This window comes from Shewanella loihica PV-4, from assembly GCF_000016065.1.
Taxonomy (GTDB): Bacteria; Pseudomonadota; Gammaproteobacteria; order Enterobacterales; family Shewanellaceae; genus Shewanella; species Shewanella loihica.
The window spans coordinates 79,866-95,655 of sequence record NC_009092.1 but is presented as its reverse complement, the minus strand read 5'-3'; the positions used below and the strand labels follow the sequence as shown (position 1 = coordinate 95,655).

At 56.5% G+C, this 15,790-nt stretch carries 15 protein-coding genes and 2 pseudogenes; 8 read left to right on the top strand and 9 right to left on the bottom strand.

The window, feature by feature from the left end; genetic code table 11:
- Positions 1 to 48: 48 nt before the first annotated feature.
- The 3 genes from SHEW_RS00410 to SHEW_RS00400 all read left to right on the top strand — a co-directional run bounded on the left by SHEW_RS00410 (position 49) and on the right by SHEW_RS00400 (position 3,803).
- Positions 49 to 783 carry a response regulator gene (locus tag SHEW_RS00410; protein WP_011863890.1) on the top strand — a complete coding sequence of 245 codons (735 nt, stop codon included), beginning with the start codon at positions 49 to 51 and terminating at the stop codon, positions 781 to 783.
- A 6-nt stretch (positions 784 to 789) separates the two neighbouring features.
- Positions 790 to 2,082, top strand: coding sequence for an ATP-binding protein (locus SHEW_RS00405; protein WP_011863889.1), 1,293 nt, complete (start codon positions 790 to 792; stop codon positions 2,080 to 2,082).
- Positions 2,083 to 2,345: 263 nt separating this feature from the next.
- Positions 2,346 to 3,803 carry an alpha/beta fold hydrolase gene (locus SHEW_RS00400; RefSeq protein ID WP_011863888.1) on the top strand — a complete coding sequence of 486 codons (1,458 nt, stop codon included), beginning with the start codon at positions 2,346 to 2,348 and terminating at the stop codon, positions 3,801 to 3,803.
- Positions 3,804 to 4,006: 203 nt separating this feature from the next.
- On the opposite strand, the gene SHEW_RS00395 is transcribed toward SHEW_RS00400, so the two are convergent.
- From SHEW_RS00395 to SHEW_RS00385, 4 genes and pseudogenes are all read right to left on the bottom strand, one after another.
- Entirely contained in the window at positions 4,007 to 4,867 is an 861-nt protein-coding gene (locus SHEW_RS00395; RefSeq protein WP_011863887.1) for a PfkB family carbohydrate kinase, read from the bottom strand.
- A 136-nt stretch (positions 4,868 to 5,003) separates the two neighbouring features.
- A complete protein-coding gene (locus tag SHEW_RS20885) occupies positions 5,004 to 5,279 on the bottom strand; it encodes a GNAT family N-acetyltransferase (protein WP_398351568.1) in 276 nt (91 codons plus the stop codon).
- 153 nt (positions 5,280 to 5,432) lie between these two features.
- A pseudogene (locus SHEW_RS20510) lies at positions 5,433 to 5,957 on the bottom strand (GNAT family N-acetyltransferase); the annotation flags it as partial.
- A 21-nt stretch (positions 5,958 to 5,978) separates the two neighbouring features.
- Positions 5,979 to 6,266: a putative quinol monooxygenase gene (locus SHEW_RS00385; RefSeq protein ID WP_011863885.1), complete on the bottom strand. Its 288-nt coding sequence runs from the start codon at positions 6,264 to 6,266 to the stop codon at positions 5,979 to 5,981.
- 292 nt (positions 6,267 to 6,558) lie between these two features.
- On the opposite strand from SHEW_RS00385, the gene SHEW_RS00380 reads away from it, so the two are divergent.
- Positions 6,559 to 6,774 carry a hypothetical protein gene (locus SHEW_RS00380; RefSeq protein ID WP_011863884.1) on the top strand — a complete coding sequence of 72 codons (216 nt, stop codon included), beginning with the start codon at positions 6,559 to 6,561 and terminating at the stop codon, positions 6,772 to 6,774.
- Here SHEW_RS00380 and SHEW_RS00375 read toward each other — a convergent pair.
- Positions 6,771 to 7,394, bottom strand: a pseudogene (locus SHEW_RS00375) (HD domain-containing protein). The gene SHEW_RS00380 and the pseudogene SHEW_RS00375 overlap by 4 nt on opposite strands.
- A gap of 99 nt (positions 7,395 to 7,493) precedes the next feature.
- The gene (locus SHEW_RS00370; RefSeq protein WP_011863883.1) at positions 7,494 to 8,837 is read right to left on the bottom strand and encodes a coproporphyrinogen III oxidase family protein; all 1,344 of its coding nucleotides are present in this window, start codon (positions 8,835 to 8,837) and stop codon (positions 7,494 to 7,496) included.
- 373 nt (positions 8,838 to 9,210) lie between these two features.
- Here SHEW_RS00370 and SHEW_RS00365 point away from each other — a divergent pair, with 373 nt between their 5' ends.
- Positions 9,211 to 9,732 carry a hypothetical protein gene (locus SHEW_RS00365; RefSeq protein ID WP_011863882.1) on the top strand — a complete coding sequence of 174 codons (522 nt, stop codon included), beginning with the start codon at positions 9,211 to 9,213 and terminating at the stop codon, positions 9,730 to 9,732.
- Positions 9,733 to 9,739: 7 nt separating this feature from the next.
- On the opposite strand, the gene SHEW_RS00360 is transcribed toward SHEW_RS00365, so the two are convergent.
- Positions 9,740 to 10,606 (bottom strand): AraC family transcriptional regulator, encoded by an 867-nt coding sequence (locus SHEW_RS00360; protein ID WP_011863881.1) that lies wholly within the window; start codon positions 10,604 to 10,606, stop codon positions 9,740 to 9,742.
- 204 nt (positions 10,607 to 10,810) lie between these two features.
- On the opposite strand from SHEW_RS00360, the gene SHEW_RS00355 reads away from it, so the two are divergent.
- Together SHEW_RS00355 and SHEW_RS00350 are read left to right on the top strand one after the other, a co-directional pair.
- Positions 10,811 to 11,974 carry an iron-containing alcohol dehydrogenase gene (locus SHEW_RS00355; RefSeq protein ID WP_011863880.1) on the top strand — a complete coding sequence of 388 codons (1,164 nt, stop codon included), beginning with the start codon at positions 10,811 to 10,813 and terminating at the stop codon, positions 11,972 to 11,974.
- A 178-nt stretch (positions 11,975 to 12,152) separates the two neighbouring features.
- Positions 12,153 to 13,256 carry a hypothetical protein gene (locus SHEW_RS00350; protein WP_011863879.1) on the top strand — a complete coding sequence of 368 codons (1,104 nt, stop codon included), beginning with the start codon at positions 12,153 to 12,155 and terminating at the stop codon, positions 13,254 to 13,256.
- Positions 13,257 to 13,300: 44 nt separating this feature from the next.
- On the opposite strand, the gene SHEW_RS00345 is transcribed toward SHEW_RS00350, so the two are convergent.
- Positions 13,301 to 14,680 (bottom strand): class II fumarate hydratase, encoded by a 1,380-nt coding sequence (locus SHEW_RS00345; RefSeq protein WP_011863878.1) that lies wholly within the window; start codon positions 14,678 to 14,680, stop codon positions 13,301 to 13,303.
- Between the two features lie 226 nt (positions 14,681 to 14,906).
- Here SHEW_RS00345 and SHEW_RS00340 point away from each other — a divergent pair, with 226 nt between their 5' ends.
- Complete coding sequence (locus SHEW_RS00340; RefSeq protein ID WP_049766481.1) at positions 14,907 to 15,404, top strand: type II secretion system protein; 498 nt, start codon at positions 14,907 to 14,909, stop codon at positions 15,402 to 15,404.
- Position 15,405: 1 nt separating this feature from the next.
- On the opposite strand, the gene SHEW_RS00335 is transcribed toward SHEW_RS00340, so the two are convergent.
- Positions 15,406 to 15,771 (bottom strand): hypothetical protein, encoded by a 366-nt coding sequence (locus SHEW_RS00335; RefSeq protein WP_011863876.1) that lies wholly within the window; start codon positions 15,769 to 15,771, stop codon positions 15,406 to 15,408.
- Positions 15,772 to 15,790: the final 19 nt, after the last annotated feature.

Here is a 15,790-nt window from a genome sequence, read left to right as displayed (position 1 = left end):
GGTCCTCAAAAAGAGTGTGAACTCGTCCCTGTTGGAGCTAGATAAATAATGTTAGATTTATCAACACACTCCCACGACGACTCACTCGACATGAGCATCAAAGTTGTACTCGTTGAAGATGACGAAAAGATCAGCCAGCTGCTGTCCTCCTATCTGACCATGCAGCAGATAGAGACAGTCTGTGTCCATGATGGCGCCGACGCCGTCGCCACCATACTGGCCGAGCAGCCGGATCTGGTCATCTTAGATCTCATGTTGCCCAATCTGGACGGTTTCAGCATCTGCCGTCAGCTGCAACCCGTCTTCGATGGCAAGATACTGTTTCTCACCGCCAGCGAAGACGACATGGATCAGGTGGCGGCACTGGAGATGGGCGCCGACGATTTCATCATCAAACCGATACAGCCCAGGGTCCTACTGGCACGTATCCGCATGCTGATGCGCCGGGCCAAGGTGTCTGCTCCCCAGGAGCAGCATCATCTCAGCTTCGGCGAGCTTGAGCTCAATCAGCAGCGCAAGCAGTGTCTGTTGGCGGGAGAAGAGATCAGCCTGACCACCAGCGAGTTCGACCTGCTCTGGCTGCTGGCCGCCCATGCCGACGAGATCTTGACCCGGGAATATCTGGTCAAACAGATCCGCGGCATAGAGTACGACGGCATCGACCGCACCATAGACAACAAGATAGTGGTGCTGCGCAAGAAGCTGGGCGACAACCCCGCCCTGCCCCGGCGCATCATCACCGTCAGGGCCAGGGGCTATCTGTTTGTCCCCGACCGTTGGTGATCCCCTGTGACGCGCCTGTTTATTCTCATCTATAGCACTGCCCTGGCGATCTTCTTTATTGCGGTGATCGCCATGGACCAGTTTGAACTCTTCTCCACCGACTCTCTGGACGCCACCTCGTTGGCCAACGAGATCACCGCCACCCGCAACTTGGTAGACAAGATAGGCGAGGCTCAGGGAGCGCAAGCGGCTGAGCTGGCGCTGCAAGGCTTTGCCAAGGATATCCACCTGGCGCTGACCCGCTATGACATCAAGGATGACACCCTGAGCGAGGCGATCAAACAAGGGGTTAAAGACTACGGCCTCTACATTGAAGATGTGGACGAGAATCAGGCCTACTTCAGCCTGAAGAGCAACCCAGAGGTGGTCTTTGGCATCATCAACGACCCGGACTCCCCCTTTATCAACACCCTCAACCGCAAAGAGTGGTTTGTCTTCGTCGAGTTGTGTGCGGCACTGGCGCTTATCAGCATCATGGTGCTGTTTGTGATCTCCCGGCGACTGGCGCGACTGGAGAAGACCTGTATCGCCTTCGCCTACGGCGATTTTAGCGCCCGCGCCTCCACCAGCAGCCTTCACAGCGTGGGACAGCTTAACCTGTCGTTCAACATCATGGCCGATCGCATCTCTCAGCTGATCCAGAGCCATAAGAACCTCACCAACGCCATCGCTCACGAGTCACGCACTCCCATCTTTCGCATCCAGTGCAACCTGGACATGCTGGACGACTCGGGCGTACGCCCGGAGCAGATGCAGTATTTGGAGGGAATTCAGGAAGATCTCAACGAACTGGGCGGCATGATCGAGGAGCTGTTGCACTTCGCCAAGCTGGAAAGGCCTGATGCCCAACTCAGCCTGACACCAACCAGGCTCTACCCGCTGCTGGCCAGCCAGCTGGAACACCTGCAGTTCGAGACGCCCAAACGCCTGCAGCTTAGCGGTGACGACAGCCTGATTGCTCCCATCGCCAACCACCTGCTGCTGCGAGCCACCAGCAACATCATACGCAACGGCTACAAGTACGCCCAAAGTTGCGTCAACGTGACTCTTAGCAGCGACGAGACGAGCGTGCTGATCGAGATCGCCAACGACGGACCGCCCATTCCCCGGGACTATTGGCAGTCTATCTTCGAGCCCTTCGTGCGTCTGGACAAGGCCAGAGACAGGCAGAGTGGCGGCCACGGCCTTGGACTGGCCATCGCCAAGCAGATAGTGCGTCAGCATCAGGGCGAGCTGACCCTGGGCGACAGCGAGCTGGGCGGCCCCTGCTTTACCCTGCGCCTGCCCAAGGCAGAATGAGCCCGTTAAGAGCTCGGCGCCCAGATGAGACCTAAACTTACCGATTTAGCACTTAGCCAATTAGTGCTATCCCACTCAAAGCTTTTCTATTCAAAGCCTTCCGATACAAAGCCGAGACAAAGCCATACAGAGTGCTTCTGTTTCCCTGGGTCCCGCCTCCCCATAATGCGCTACAGATAATCACGGCACAGAACCCAAAGGCGTCGAGTCCTACGGCTCGCCAGGTTCATTGCCTTCGTCTGTAACCCATAAGGAAGTTGTATATGAGCCTGACACACAAGCCCAATCTATTGGCCTTTGGCACACTCGTCATGGCAACCGCCCTCCTCGGCGGCTGTAACCAATCGAGCAAGTCTGACACTAAGAAGGAGGTCACCAGCAAGGTGGGCACTTACGCCAGCGTCGACTGCAGTACGTTCACCAAGAGTAAGGATCTGCCCAAAGGCGCCAGCTGCGGCTATCTGACGGTCCCGGAAAAACACGCCATCAAGGGCCAGAGTGCCTCCAAGAAAACCATGGAGATCGCCGTGCTGAAGATCCCGGCGACCAAGACTGAGGCCAAGGCCGATCCCGTGGTCTACCTGCAGGGCGGTCCAGGCTACTCGGCCATCGACAGCCTGGAAGACTTCACCCAGAGCAAGGCGAAATACCTCTGGAACGACCGCGACTTCTATCTGGTGGATCAGCGCGGCACAGGCCACGCCAAGCCCGCCTACAAGTGCACCGAATTTAACACGGTCAAGGGCTCAATCGAGCAGGTCAAGGCCTGTAAGGCTCGCCTCAAGGCCAAGGGCGTCGACTTCAGCGCCTATCAAAGTGTGCAGAGCGCCCACGACTTCATCATGCTGAGAAAGGCGCTCAAGCTCGACAGCTGGAATCTCTACGGCGCCTCGTACGGCACCCGCTTAGCTGAGACCATCATACGCGAAGATAGCCAAGGGGTTCGTAGCGTCATCCTTGACGGAGTATTCCCCATCGAGGTCAACGGCCTGTCAGATACGCCCTGGGCCACCTATGCCACGCTGGATCGCATCGTCGCCAACTGCGATGCCTCGATTAATTGTGCATCAGAGATCCTCAAGCCGATGATCGAGTCCATCATCGAGCGACTACAGAATCAGGGGGAGGAGCAGGCAGCCATCCGTTTCGTCAACTACATCGCCAGTCTAGCGGGTGATGCCAGGGTCGTCCCCCTGATACTGGCGATCGACAAGGACCTGAACATCATCATCAATGAGAAAGACAACGAAGAGGCCGAAGGCTACTTTGCCCCTATGGCCCTGTCAGTGGTCTGCGCCGAGGAATATGCCTTCCTCAACCAGACGGCTCTAGAGGGTCGCAACGACAAGAACTGGTCCACCACGACCACACTGACAGTGAACAAGATGTTCCATGAGGGATTCGATATCGACAGCTGTAAGGCGTGGGATGTGGCCGCGGCCGACAGCATAGAGACCCAGGCCGTCACCAGTAATCTGCCGATCCTGGTGATCAACGGTGGTAACGATCATCAGACGCCACCGGCATGGGGTGAGTTAGTGGTGAAGAACATGCCTAATGCCCAGCTGTTCACCAACCCTCAGGGTGGCCACGTACAGCTGACCTCACAGAACCCTTATCGCAACTGTATTGACGGCATCACCATGGCCTTCCTGGCGGCGCCAGATCAGAAGATCAAGACCCAGTGCACCAGCATGATCCCGGTATTTAAATACAACTAACGACAAGCGTTCGGCCTAAGCCCTGACCAAAAGGTCGGGTTTTTTTTTCGGGCAAAAAAAAAGCCCCAGAAGATGGGGCGAGAGAACAGAAAAACACACTATGTTAGAAAAGAAGCTACACAAAACAAGGTCAGGGAACTGCTTGCGACCAATGCCGATACTCTAAGCCGAGTTAATGACATTATGATGACAAGTTGTGCCCGCTAGGCCTCTTCTTTTGCTCGCTCATTTTCCAGATAGTTTTTGAGTTCCGCTCCCGGTATCGAACTCTCTGTGGCCACCGCAAAGGCGGCCCAACGGGCACCTTCGGCCATGGCCTGACAAAACTCATCGCCACGCACCAGTCCATGGATAAGGCCCGCCGCATAGGCATCTCCCGCCCCTGTGGTATCCACCACACTGGCCGACTCGGCCGCCACATGAGTCTGCGAATCTGCCTGATAGAGAATGGCACCCGACTCGCCATCTGTCACTATGAAGGCCTGCAGACTGTCTCCGGCGATGGAGAGGCCATACTGCCAGGGCGACAGTTCGCTGCGACCCTGCATGTCGGCTCGCGAGGCAATCAGCACGTGGCAGGGACGCTCACGGTTATCCTTGGCCAGCTGCGCCACCACCAGGCTGTGGGGCAAGGCAGTCTTGGCCCAGCTCACAGCGCCTTCGGCGGAAGAGTTGATATAGAGGGCATCCCACTGGCGCCAATTAGGCGGCGCCGCCAGTTCGAATCTAGGACGCTCGGGACGTATGATGGTGCGCTCGCCATCCGGGGTCATCACCAGCAGCATCTCACAGGTATGTTGCTGATAGCGCTGCATCAGGCGGCAATCTATACCTAGTGTGCTGGTCTCGGCCAGCAGCCAGTCGCCTATCTCGTCGCGGCCCACCTGACTCACCAGGGCTACCTCGTGCCCTGCCCACACCAGGCCTATGCCTGTGTTGGCACCACCGCCCCCCAGGCGCTGGCCACCATCTTGATAATGAAACCGTCCCCCCATCTTCAAGGGTTTATCGAGTCTGAGAATACGATCGCAATTGAGGTTGGCTACCAGCAGAATTTTGGCCATGCATGCTCCGAGTAACAGCGGATCAGGAGAAAAAGAAGCTCGCCTAAACGGGTTGAGAAAATTAGCCCCGGAAACCTAATACTTTGGGGCCCGCCGAGCCTCCTTTATATCAAGGCCCGCGGGGCTTCTCAACCAATTAGGCCTGTAACTTATACATGCCTTCGCTCGCCGGGCGCGAGTACTCGAAGCCAAATTTGAGATAAAGGGCAGGCACATCAGCCATTAAGGTGATGTAGGCCCCCTTAGGCGCCATCTCGTCGAGATAGGCCATGATGGCGCTCATGATAGCGCTGCCCAGGCCGCGCCCCTGATATTCGGGATCCACGGCGATATCCACCAGCTCAAAATTGAGGGCGCCGTCGCCCACCACCCGGCCCATGGCGAGCACCCTGTCACCCGCCAATAGATGCACCCCAAACAGACTCAGGGGCAGGCCGAGTTCTGCCGCCTCGCGAGACCTTGGGGTCAGGCCTGTTATCTGCCGAAGGCGCAGGAAATCATTGAGAGGCGCCACACGTTTGATCAGGCGAAACTCCTGCAGTGGCTCACCCACTTGCGCCTGGCGCCACTCCCGCGCCAGCAGGCCATAGCCATACTCGCTGCCCCAGCTGCCCTTGAAGAAGATGTTGTCGCGATAGTGGGCCTCGCGGCGAAAGCCCAACCGTTCCAGTAGCCCCCAGGCAGCGCGATTTTTCACGTCTGTGATGGCCGAGACTCTGTGTTTACCCAGGCGCTCAAACAGATACACCAACAACCCTTGCAACGCCTCACGGGCGAGCCCCTTACCCTGATGCTCGCTTGCCAGGGTAAAGCCTATCTCGACCTGCTGCGCATCGATGAAATGCAGCGCCAGATCTCCCACCAAGGCCTGGGTCTGACGACACACGAGGGCCAGCTGCATCCAGGTGCCGTTTGCTCCGAAAGGTGTCTGCTGCAAATTTTCGAACAGTGCCAGGGCATCCTGATACTGGTAGTCTTGCCAGCTCTGATAGCGGGCCACCTCAGGATCGGCGCGGTAGGCGGTGAAGGCCTGAAGATCGGCCCGCTCGAAGGCGCGGCAGATAAGCCGCTCTGTCTCGAAATAGATCATCAATAAAGCCCTGCCGTAAGCCTAAGCCTGAGCCAACGAATAGTAACCGCCGCTCGGCGGCGCGGCGAATAGTGACATGGCGGCCTGCATCTTATCCTTTGGATAAGCCTGCACCGAGGCCCTGTGCTGCTCGGCTGACTCCCAACGCTCGATCACCATAAGGCGACCTGCCTCGTCGACCGGACACAGTACCTCATAACTGAGGCAGCCTGGTGAGTTGCAAATATAATCGCTCAATGAGAGGAGGAAGGCCTTCAATGCCTCGGCCTGGCCCGGCGCGGCCTGAAATTCGCCAATACGTACTATCATCTGATTTCCCTGTACAAAATGAACAATTCACCAAGCTACCCTATTACCGAATGCTCCACAAACGTCTCTTATGAGCTTTTCGACCAATGAGTGCGTAAGCGATCGCCCATATTAGCTTAGGTGATATGCGCCCTAATACCTGAGCCAACCTTGGTAATGAAATAAGAATTTGAAAAATTTGATAAAAACTCGTCAATCTTTCGGCTTATGAGGTTCTAGGATAAAAATCAGCCTCTACAAGCTGCCAACTTGACGTTAGGCTAACAAGCAAAAGAGGTTGTGAGGTTATTGAATGGACTCAATACTGACATTAGAAGAGCTGATGGATAAGCCCCTATGCAAGGAAGAAAAACTGCGCCGCTACCAACAGTGCCTGAGAGAATTTGAGCTGCTGGGCTACCAAGATCTCTTTATCGAACAGATACGCCAGGAGGCTCGTCAGCTTGAGCAGAAGCTAGCACGCCGCGCCAAGGCTAATCACAGACAGGCGCCCAAGCGGCTCCCCTAGATCTCTTGCGCCAGCTGGTCGAGAAAGTCCTGCATCACCCGGGTGCGATGCCGCGCCTCTTCCCTCGCAGCAGTCGTCTGCATGGTATCCGCTAGGGTAAACAGCTTCTGCTTGAAATGATCTAAGGTGTAGCGGCTATCATCCGCCTCCCGCTCCCGACAGAAGGGATCTTCCGCAGCATACAGGGGCCGCCCCAAGGCGGTGCCCACCTGTAGGCAGCGCACCACACCTATGGCACCCAGGGCATCGAGCCTGTCGGCATCCTGTACTATCTTGGCCTCCAGCGTCTCGGGGGCGATACCCGCGCTGAAACTATGGGCGAGAATGGCATGATGAATGGCGGCCAAGTACTGCTACGGATAATCCACGCCAGCGAGGAAGGTGATTGCCTTATCGGCCGCCAGCAAAGAGCCCTGACTGCGCCTCGGATCGTCTTTTGCCAAAGTGACACAATCATGCAGCCAGGCGGCCGGCACCACTACCTCGGCGCAGGCAGATTCGAGATCGCACAGGCGCTTGGCCGTCTTCACCACCCGCCTAACATGGGCGAGATCATGGGCGGCATCGGCTGGCGAGCTGGCGGCAACAAACTGGGAAAATAGCGACTCAAAGGCCTGCATGGGGCGAACTCCGGCAATAAAAAAGGCCGATCTATGATCGGCCTCTTTCGCTCGGATAGCAAATGCCCCTTACATCTCGCAGGGCTACATATCACACGGCTACATATCGCAGGGCTTGAGCGGCTTACGCAGCTGTGCCCGCACGTTGTCCATGCCTGAGTAGAACTCTTTCATCATCAAGAGGCCCATCATCTTGCCGTTATCCGTGACGATGAGATTATCGGGGTCGTTCGGGTCATTCTTGATGGCGCCGATCGCCTTCATCGAGGTCATCTCTTTAAACAGGGCCCAATCCAGATTGACGCCGAAGGTGTCACGGAAATATTTGCGCGACAGGCGACCCGAGAACATCCCCAGCAGGAAGCGATACTGCATCACATCCTTCTGGCTATAGTTCTTCTGCTGCTCGACGCCCATGCGACCCGAGGCGATATTCTCCTGATACTTACGCAGGGAGAAGGTGTTCACATACAGGGTGTCGTTGAGGAAGCTGAAGGAGCCCGAACCTACACCAAGATACTCGTCATAGTCGATTACATACTCGTCGAAACCTTCGTTGTTGGCCTTGCCAAATGCCCAGGCCGACAGCTGGTTGTACTGACCATTCAGGCTGTTGAGGATCTGGCGGTATTGACGCGCCATATCCCCCTGAGGCGCGGCCAGCTTGCCCTTGACGCTCTTTCGGGTCTGATGGGTGATCATCAAGGGATAGGTGGTGATCTGGCGGGGATCCAGGCGTGAGGCCATATCCAGGTCGTGCTGAATCACCTCATCTGTCTGGCCACGGAAGCCGAAGATAAGATCCACGTTGATGATAGGAAACAGCTCCTTGGCCGCCATGATCTTATCGAAGGTCTGCTGGCCCGAGCCAAACTTCTCCAGACGATCTGTCATCGCCAGGATGTCGTCGTTGAAGCTCTGCACCCCGATAGACATGCGATCCACCAGGCCTTCCAGCTGCTTAAAGCCTGGGCTGTCCAGATGCTGAGGATCCGACTCGCAGGAAACCTCTTTGATGCTTGGGAACAGCTTCTTGGCAAATTCAATCGTGCGCGCCAGCTCATCTTCTAATACGGTTGTGGTGCCGCCGCCGATATACATGGACTCGAAGTCATAGCCCAGCGCCTTAACCATCTCCATCTCCTTACGCAGCGAGACGAAATAGGCGCGCGCCTTCTCCTCCTTAAACAGGAAACGGTGGAAGGTGCAGAAGGAGCACAGGGTATGGCAGAAAGGCACATGAGCATAGAGCATGTACTTCTTGCCTTCGACGGGCGCCGGCATCATGGAGGCGGACTGGGTATCGAGTCGCAGATTCTTGTCGACATAATACTGCATCACTCGTTCCATCGAGCTCAGCATCCAGTTAGGGACGGTAATGTTAGCTTGGTACGGCTTAATCAATGCACCTGGCGCCGTTTGAATAATAGAAGACGAAGACATAGATATTCCTAGCTGAACCGGCCTTGAGAACAAAGCCTTTTAATAAATAAGGACTTAAAGCGATACACATCCATTTGCGGAACACAAAAGTATCACTTAAGGAATATATAAAACGTGAACTGGCTTGGAGTTACAACACCTAGCATTAGATTAGCCGAAGAATTGTTAAGCATGTCATGTTTTAGGAAATGTTGAATAAATGTGATCGCCCATTTTGACCCAATAGAGGCAAAGAGATGACGCAACGAGTGGACAGCAAGCATCGACCTGTTGCGGCGATAAAATAAATAGCGTAGGTTAAATAGTTAATAAAAATAATGATATAGACTCCGGCTGTTTCAGTGGAGCACAATTCGACACAAGGACGTTAAAAATGAAATGGAATCTACTGGTTTCGGTGCTGCTCACCGCATCGCTGGCACTCTTTGGCTATGTGAAATACACAGAACTCGCGGCCAACAACCTCGCCAACACCCAAGGACTCTCCGCCCTGAGCAAACAGATCGCCGAAACCGGCAGCATCATACCGGCCAAGACGGTGGCCTATTTCGATCTAGCCGCTTGCCCAGAGGGGTGGCAGCCCTACACCGAGGGGCGTGGCCGCTTTACCTTAGCCGTTAATCATCAGGAGAATGCGCTGTCGGTACGCAAGCTCAACGACTCCGGCGGCGAAGAGAAACATAAACTGACACTCGCCGAACTACCCAAGCACACCCACGTCTATGACGACTGGTACTACTATGATTCGGGCGACGAGCCGGAATACGCGACAGGCGAAGGAGACGATGTGGGCATGCGCCAACATCAAAAACGTCGCACCGAGCCCGAAGGCCACAGCGTCGCCCACAACAATATGCCGCCTTTCGTTGTGCTATTGCAGTGCATCAAGCAGTAAGAAAACCTTATCTGGCACATTCCCCCGGACTGTGGCTGAAGTAGCGTTTGAACTCGCGGCTAAACTGGGCCGGGCTCTCGTAGCCCACCTCGATGGCGGCCTGCTTCACCTTCACCCCAGGACGCTGCAACAGCTCCTTGGCCTTGTTCAGGCGCACCTTCTTCAGGTACTGGATGGGCGATGATGCGGTCACCTCCTTGAAGCAGCGATGAAACGCCGAGGGGCTCATGTTCACCAGGGCGGCAAGCTGATCCACCTCAATACTGGCAGCGTAATGTTTATGCAGGTAGCTTAGCGCCTTGTCGATGCGCGACAATCTAGTATGACTCAGCGCCAGGGCATAGAGGGGTGCGGCGTTAGGCAGGGCCAGCAGGCGATATAGGATCTCCAGCACCATGGCCTCACCCAGCGCCTCGGCCTCCAGCGGCGATTGCAACGCCTGCAGCAGTCGATGAATGCTGCACTCTATCGCCTCGCCGGTCGGGGCGATAAAATAGCCCGGCAGTCGCGACTCATTCAGGGCCTGGGGTACCCTGTGGTGATTATCCATGACGGGGATGAGGCGATTAAGCTGCGCCAGATCGATATCTATCATCATCACCAGCACTGGCTCCTCCTTGCTAGCGAAGGTCTCGCACTCCACCGGCATGGGCACTGTCATCACCAGGGTGTTCTGGGGATCATAGTCAAACACCCTGTTATCCAGATAGATACGCTTCTTGCCCTGCCCAACTATCATGATTCCCTGGGAGTAACACAAGGGGCCACGGGCACCGTAGGCGGAGCAGCGAAACAGCTTGATACCAGGCAATACGCTGTCGTTCATCCCCTCATCTGGGGCCAGCTCAGACATCAACTCGGCAATACTCTTCACACTTTACCTCTTGGGACAGGATAAGGATTCAACTGATGGCGATAATATCACCCAAGCAGAAAAAGGCATCAAAATTTATCAAATACATGCCTTTTAAACTCAACAAAGCAGAAATAGGCAAGAGTCGTGCAGCAATAGGTATTTAAAACTCGCGTCAAGAGACTAGTATGTGCAGCATATTATTAGGTGACACAAGGTATCCCCATGCTTAACTTCGATTATCGTAATCCCACACAGATCGTCTTCGGCAAAGACCGCCTGGCCGAGCTAGACAAGCTGATCCCCGCCGGCGCCCGCGTCATGGTGACCTATGGCGGCGGCAGCGTGAAACGCTTCGGCACCCTGGACAAGGTACTCAGCGCCCTGGGCGATCGCACCGTCGTCGAATTCGGCGGCATCGAGGCCAATCCACAGTATGAGACCCTGGCCAAGGCGGCCAAGCTGGCAAGAGAGGAGTCTATCGACTTCCTGCTGGCAGTCGGTGGCGGCTCGGTGATGGATGGCACCAAGTTCATCGCCCTGGCGACACGCTTCGAGGGTGACAGCGACAGCCTGCTGTTCCACGGTTTCGCCCCTGTGCCGGTAGAGGCGGATCAGGTCTTGCCATTGGGCACCATAGCCACGCTGCCTGCCACGGGCTCAGAGATGAACGCCTTCGGCGTGGTCAGCTATAACGGCGGCAAGTTCCCGGTTAACCATCCCAGCATCTACCCCACCTTCTCGCTGCTGGATCCGACTCTGACCTTCACCCTGCCAAAGATTCAGGTGGCTAACGGTGTGGTCGACGCCTTCGTCCACGTGCTAGAGCAATATGCCACCTATCCGGTAGATGGCCGGGTACAGGACAGAACCGCCGAAGGGATCATGCGCACCCTGATCGAGATTGGCCCCATCACACTGGAAGAGCCGGAGAACTACAACGCCCGCGCCAACCTGATGTGGAGTGCCACCTCGGCCCTCAACGGCATGATAGGTGCCGGCGTGCCGTTTGACTGGACGACCCATATGATTGGTCACGAGCTGACGGCCCAGTTTGGCATCGACCACGCCCAGACTCTGGCCGCCGTGTTGCCGTCTGTCTGGCGCGTACGCAAAATCCAGAAGCACGCCAAGCTGCTGCAATACGCCGAGCGCGTGTGGGACATCACAGAGGGCGACGAAGCCAGCCGTGTCGACCTGGCGATCGACAAGACGGAGCAGTTCTTCCAGCAACTGGGCCTCAAGACCCACCTTCGCGACTATGATATCGCCCAGGAGCAGATTGACGACATAGTCGCGGCGCTTGAAGCCCACGGCATGACGGCCCTATCAGAGTCTGGCGATCTCGGCCTGGATATCAGCCGCGAGATCCTGCAGCTGGCCTGGTAAGGCGCAAAACATCACACGATAAAGGCATCCTCAGGGATGCCTTTTTGCTATGCCGCCTCCAGCAACTCCTCCCAGCAATTCCTCCCCATTCTGGTCGACTGACAAAGCGATACAAACTGCTGACAGTAATCACCCGCGGCCCTGATTACACTGATATTTTTCATCGCAGGAGACCGCCATGCCACGCCTTACCCTCCCCCTGCTGCTGGTGTTCAGCAGTCTACTGGGCTGTAACGCCGACCAACCCAGAGTGGAGCCGCCGCTGGCTAACTTCGCCTTTACTCAGGCGAAGCTCGAGGCGCTGATCCAGGAGCGCGAGCCGATATTCTCATCGATTCAACTCGAGTACCAACACACCCACTACGACAGGCTGGAATACGCCGACATCTTCCTCGACACCCAAAAACAGGTTCCATATCTGCTGCTGGCACTGAGCAGCGAGAAGGGTCATAGCCTCACCTTAGGGATCAAGTTTGACGAGTGGCAGCTGCTGGATTGTCAGATATTTTCCGGCCCCCACCGCATCGACAGCTTCGACTGCTCTGACGCCCAGCGACTGACCCAGGATGACAAGAGCATCTTCGAACTGCGCACCCGCGAGAAGCAGCAATACCTACGCCTGAGTTTTGTCAGCGACTGGCTGGAGTACGCCTCCTCGATAGGCTCGACCCTCTTCTCGCCTCGGGAAGTTGACGCGGGCATCGAGATCCTCACCAGCAACTATTTCGAGCCGCTGATCAACAACCAGTGGTGCACGGCGGACTGCGACAACCCGGCTAGCTCGACCCTGGGGATCACCAGCTATCAGGCGCTTAAACGCCTGGTGGAGCATTACCCCAAGAGGAAGAAGGTGCTGGTGTTCGATAACTTTGTCGGCGGCTCCGCCGACGATGAGGTCAACATGTATACCGGCTTGCTGATCCGCGAGCAGGGACTGGATACCAAGGTCAGCCGCGCGGGACGTGTCTTCTCCGGCGCCACGGATCTGTTTGCCGCCGGGGTAAGGCGCACCCTGGAGCTGCAAGATAGCAAGTTTAGTGTCGCAGGAAACCAACAGATTGGCGTGCACAGCTGGAGCGATGGCGAGCTTGGCCGCGACGCCACAGAGATCTCCTACAGCAATGCCGCCCATCGCAGCCAGGCGACCTATTTCAGCCGCATGTTGGGCAAACAAGGGATCCCCTTCTACCTGTTTACCCTCACCTCGGCACCGTCTGAAGGTGCCCACTGGATGACGCAACAGGAGATGGCCCGCTATCGGCTCACCACAGAGATCCGCTGACGGGCGCCCTGAGCTATGCTGCCATCGCTTGACGGCATCGGCCTCTACGCCAGACCGCCGCGGGTCAGGCGTTCGGGATCCAGCAGGCGCCTGAGCTCCTCCTCGCTAAGGTCTGTGAGCTCCATGGCGACCTCGAGTATGGGCCTCTGCTCCTGATAGGCTTGCTTGACTATCTTAGCGGCCTGCACATAGCCCACCTTGGGGCTTAGTGCGGTCACCAGTATGGGATTGCGATGCAGTGAGTCGGCTATCTTGCCTCGATTCACCACGAAACTCGCAATCGCCTTATCCGCCAGGAGGCGCGAGACATTGCTGAGGATCTCTATGCTCTCTAGTAGGTTAACCGCAATAAGCGGCTGCATCACGTTGAGCTCGAAGTTACCGGACTGACCAGCGATAGTGATCGCCATATCCTTACCCATCACCTGGGCCGCCACCATGCAGGCGGACTCGGGGATCACAGGGTTGACCTTGCCCGGCATGATGGAGGAGCCCGGCTGCAAAGGTTGCAGGCTAATCTCACCCAGGCCCGCCAGTGGGCCGGAGTTCATCCAGCGCAGGTCGTTGCTGATCTTCATGATGGCCACCGCCAGCGTCTTCAGCTGGCCCGAGAGGGCGACGGCGGTATCATGGCTTGCCATGCGGCTAAACAGATTATCCGCCGGACGAAACTGGGTGCGGGTCAGGGCGCTGAGTCTCTCGCAGAACAGCCGGGAGAACTCCTCGTGGGTGTTGACCCCTGTCCCCACCGCCGTGCCGCCCACGGGCAGCTGGGCCAGGGCGTCGCCTTGGCTGGCGATCCGCTCGCGGCAATCATCGATCTGACTCGCCCAGCCCCCCAACACCTGATCGAAACGCACCGGCATGGCATCCATCAGGTGGGTTCGCCCCGTCTTGGTGACATCGGCCAGCTGCTGTGCCTTAGTGGTGATGGTCTGCGACAGCAGGGTTAACGAGGGGAGCAGCGACTGCTCTACCGCCAGCAGGGCGCTGATATGGATAGTGCTGGGAATGATGTCGTTGCTGCTCTGCCCCAGGTTAATCACATCGTTGGGATGCACCGCCTGACCCAGGCTCTTCGAGACCAGGGTCGCGAGCACCTCGTTGGCGTTCATGTTGCTGCTGGTGCCCGAGCCAGTTTGAAACATGTCGATGGGAAAATGGCGCATCATCTGGGGATCCGCCAGCAGCTCCTGCACCGCCTGGGCGACCGCCGGGGCAATATTGGGCGGCAGCAGTCTAAGTGCCACGTTGGCCTCGACGGCGGCAAGCTTAGCCAGCAACAAGGCACGGATGAAGCTGCGGGGCATGGGACGACCACTCACGGGAAAGTTCTTGATCGCCCGCGCCGTCTGCGCGCCGTAGAGGGCATCGGCGGGAATATTGAGGTCGCCCATGCTGTCGCTTACCGCTTTACTCTCCATCTCTCTCTCCTGCTTGTTGAGACTAGCTTGATCTTAGGTCAATTTCTGCCGGGTCGCGACCCGGCAACACTGCGCAAACCTGGTCGCAACAGCTAAAAAACAACCCATTATCATTCAATACCTTATTGCAAGAATCGACTCAATTTCGCTTGCAAATGTCTCCCAAGGAGTTAGGCTGCCTCCACTTTATTTATTACCAAGCGTTAGCCTGAAGATGCGAGTAACCATGAGACATAAAGGAGCCTCTGGCTTTACCCTGATAGAGATGGTGGTGGTGATCATCATACTGGCCATTCTCAGCGTAGCGGCCGCCAGCAGGTGGATAAGCCTGACGCGAGAGGCGAGGATCGCCCAGCTCAAGCAGCTTGAGGCCTCGGTGCAGGCCGCGAATCAACTTGTCTATGCCCGCTCGGCCATCCTGGGGCTAGAGAAGCAGCCTAAGGCCAGCTTCTTCCTCAACCCAGGCGATAGCCAAAAAATCCAGGTGAGATATGGCAACCCGGTATGGGGCGGCGATGCGGTAACTCAGCTGTTGACGGTCACCATGAGTGAATGGTTCTATGGCGGGCGCTGGACGGTGGAAGATATCGAGCTGCGCATCGGCGATCGCAGCCTATATAAGACCCCTGGAGATCTCATGGCAGACGGCGCCCTCGCCTGCTATTTGAGGGTCGACACGACTGCCGATAGCGTGACCACCAAAATCATGGACAACGACTGTTAAGTCAGTCGCCTACCCTGTTGATGAGAAAGATAAATGTCTGGTCTCCAAAGGTGAGCAAGGCGGCCTTGTCCAGGTCGACTATCGCCTGTGATTCTGTCTCATAGCCCTCGCCGCTCAGGCTAAAATCCACCAACACCTGAGCCGCATCGTGTGGCGTAACCTTAACGCTGAACTGGTACTTATCCGCCAGCATCACCCGCTCGGCCTCGGCCTTATCAATCACTAGCGTCGGCGCGCCAAGCACCTCGCCCTGCAGGCTGACCTCTGAGGTCATCCTGTAGGTATCGGCAAGGCTGCTAAAGCTCACACTTAAACTCAAACTAACACTCACACTCAGGGCGAGTGCCATCAAGATCCTTCTGATCATATTCAGCTCCTTTATGGTG

What these genes read in the sequence shown, in the direction of transcription:
- SHEW_RS00350 (WP_011863879.1), top strand. Translation starts at nt 12,153, where the DNA reads ATGCCACGCCTTACCCTCCCCCTGCTGCTGGTGTTCAGCAGTCTACTG.
- SHEW_RS00335 (WP_011863876.1), bottom strand. Translation starts at nt 15,771, where the DNA reads ATGATCAGAAGGATCTTGATGGCACTCGCCCTGAGTGTGAGTGTTAGT.
- SHEW_RS00400 (WP_011863888.1), top strand. Translation starts at nt 2,346, where the DNA reads ATGAGCCTGACACACAAGCCCAATCTATTGGCCTTTGGCACACTCGTC.
- SHEW_RS00355 (WP_011863880.1), top strand. Translation starts at nt 10,811, where the DNA reads ATGCTTAACTTCGATTATCGTAATCCCACACAGATCGTCTTCGGCAAA.
- SHEW_RS00345 (WP_011863878.1), bottom strand. Translation starts at nt 14,680, where the DNA reads ATGGAGAGTAAAGCGGTAAGCGACAGCATGGGCGACCTCAATATTCCC.
- SHEW_RS00380 (WP_011863884.1), top strand. Translation starts at nt 6,559, where the DNA reads ATGGACTCAATACTGACATTAGAAGAGCTGATGGATAAGCCCCTATGC.
- SHEW_RS00370 (WP_011863883.1), bottom strand. Translation starts at nt 8,837, where the DNA reads ATGTCTTCGTCTTCTATTATTCAAACGGCGCCAGGTGCATTGATTAAG.
- SHEW_RS00365 (WP_011863882.1), top strand. Translation starts at nt 9,211, where the DNA reads ATGAAATGGAATCTACTGGTTTCGGTGCTGCTCACCGCATCGCTGGCA.
- SHEW_RS00340 (WP_049766481.1), top strand. Translation starts at nt 14,907, where the DNA reads ATGAGACATAAAGGAGCCTCTGGCTTTACCCTGATAGAGATGGTGGTG.
- SHEW_RS00395 (WP_011863887.1), bottom strand. Translation starts at nt 4,867, where the DNA reads ATGGCCAAAATTCTGCTGGTAGCCAACCTCAATTGCGATCGTATTCTC.
- SHEW_RS00385 (WP_011863885.1), bottom strand. Translation starts at nt 6,266, where the DNA reads ATGATAGTACGTATTGGCGAATTTCAGGCCGCGCCGGGCCAGGCCGAG.
- SHEW_RS00410 (WP_011863890.1), top strand. Translation starts at nt 49, where the DNA reads ATGTTAGATTTATCAACACACTCCCACGACGACTCACTCGACATGAGC.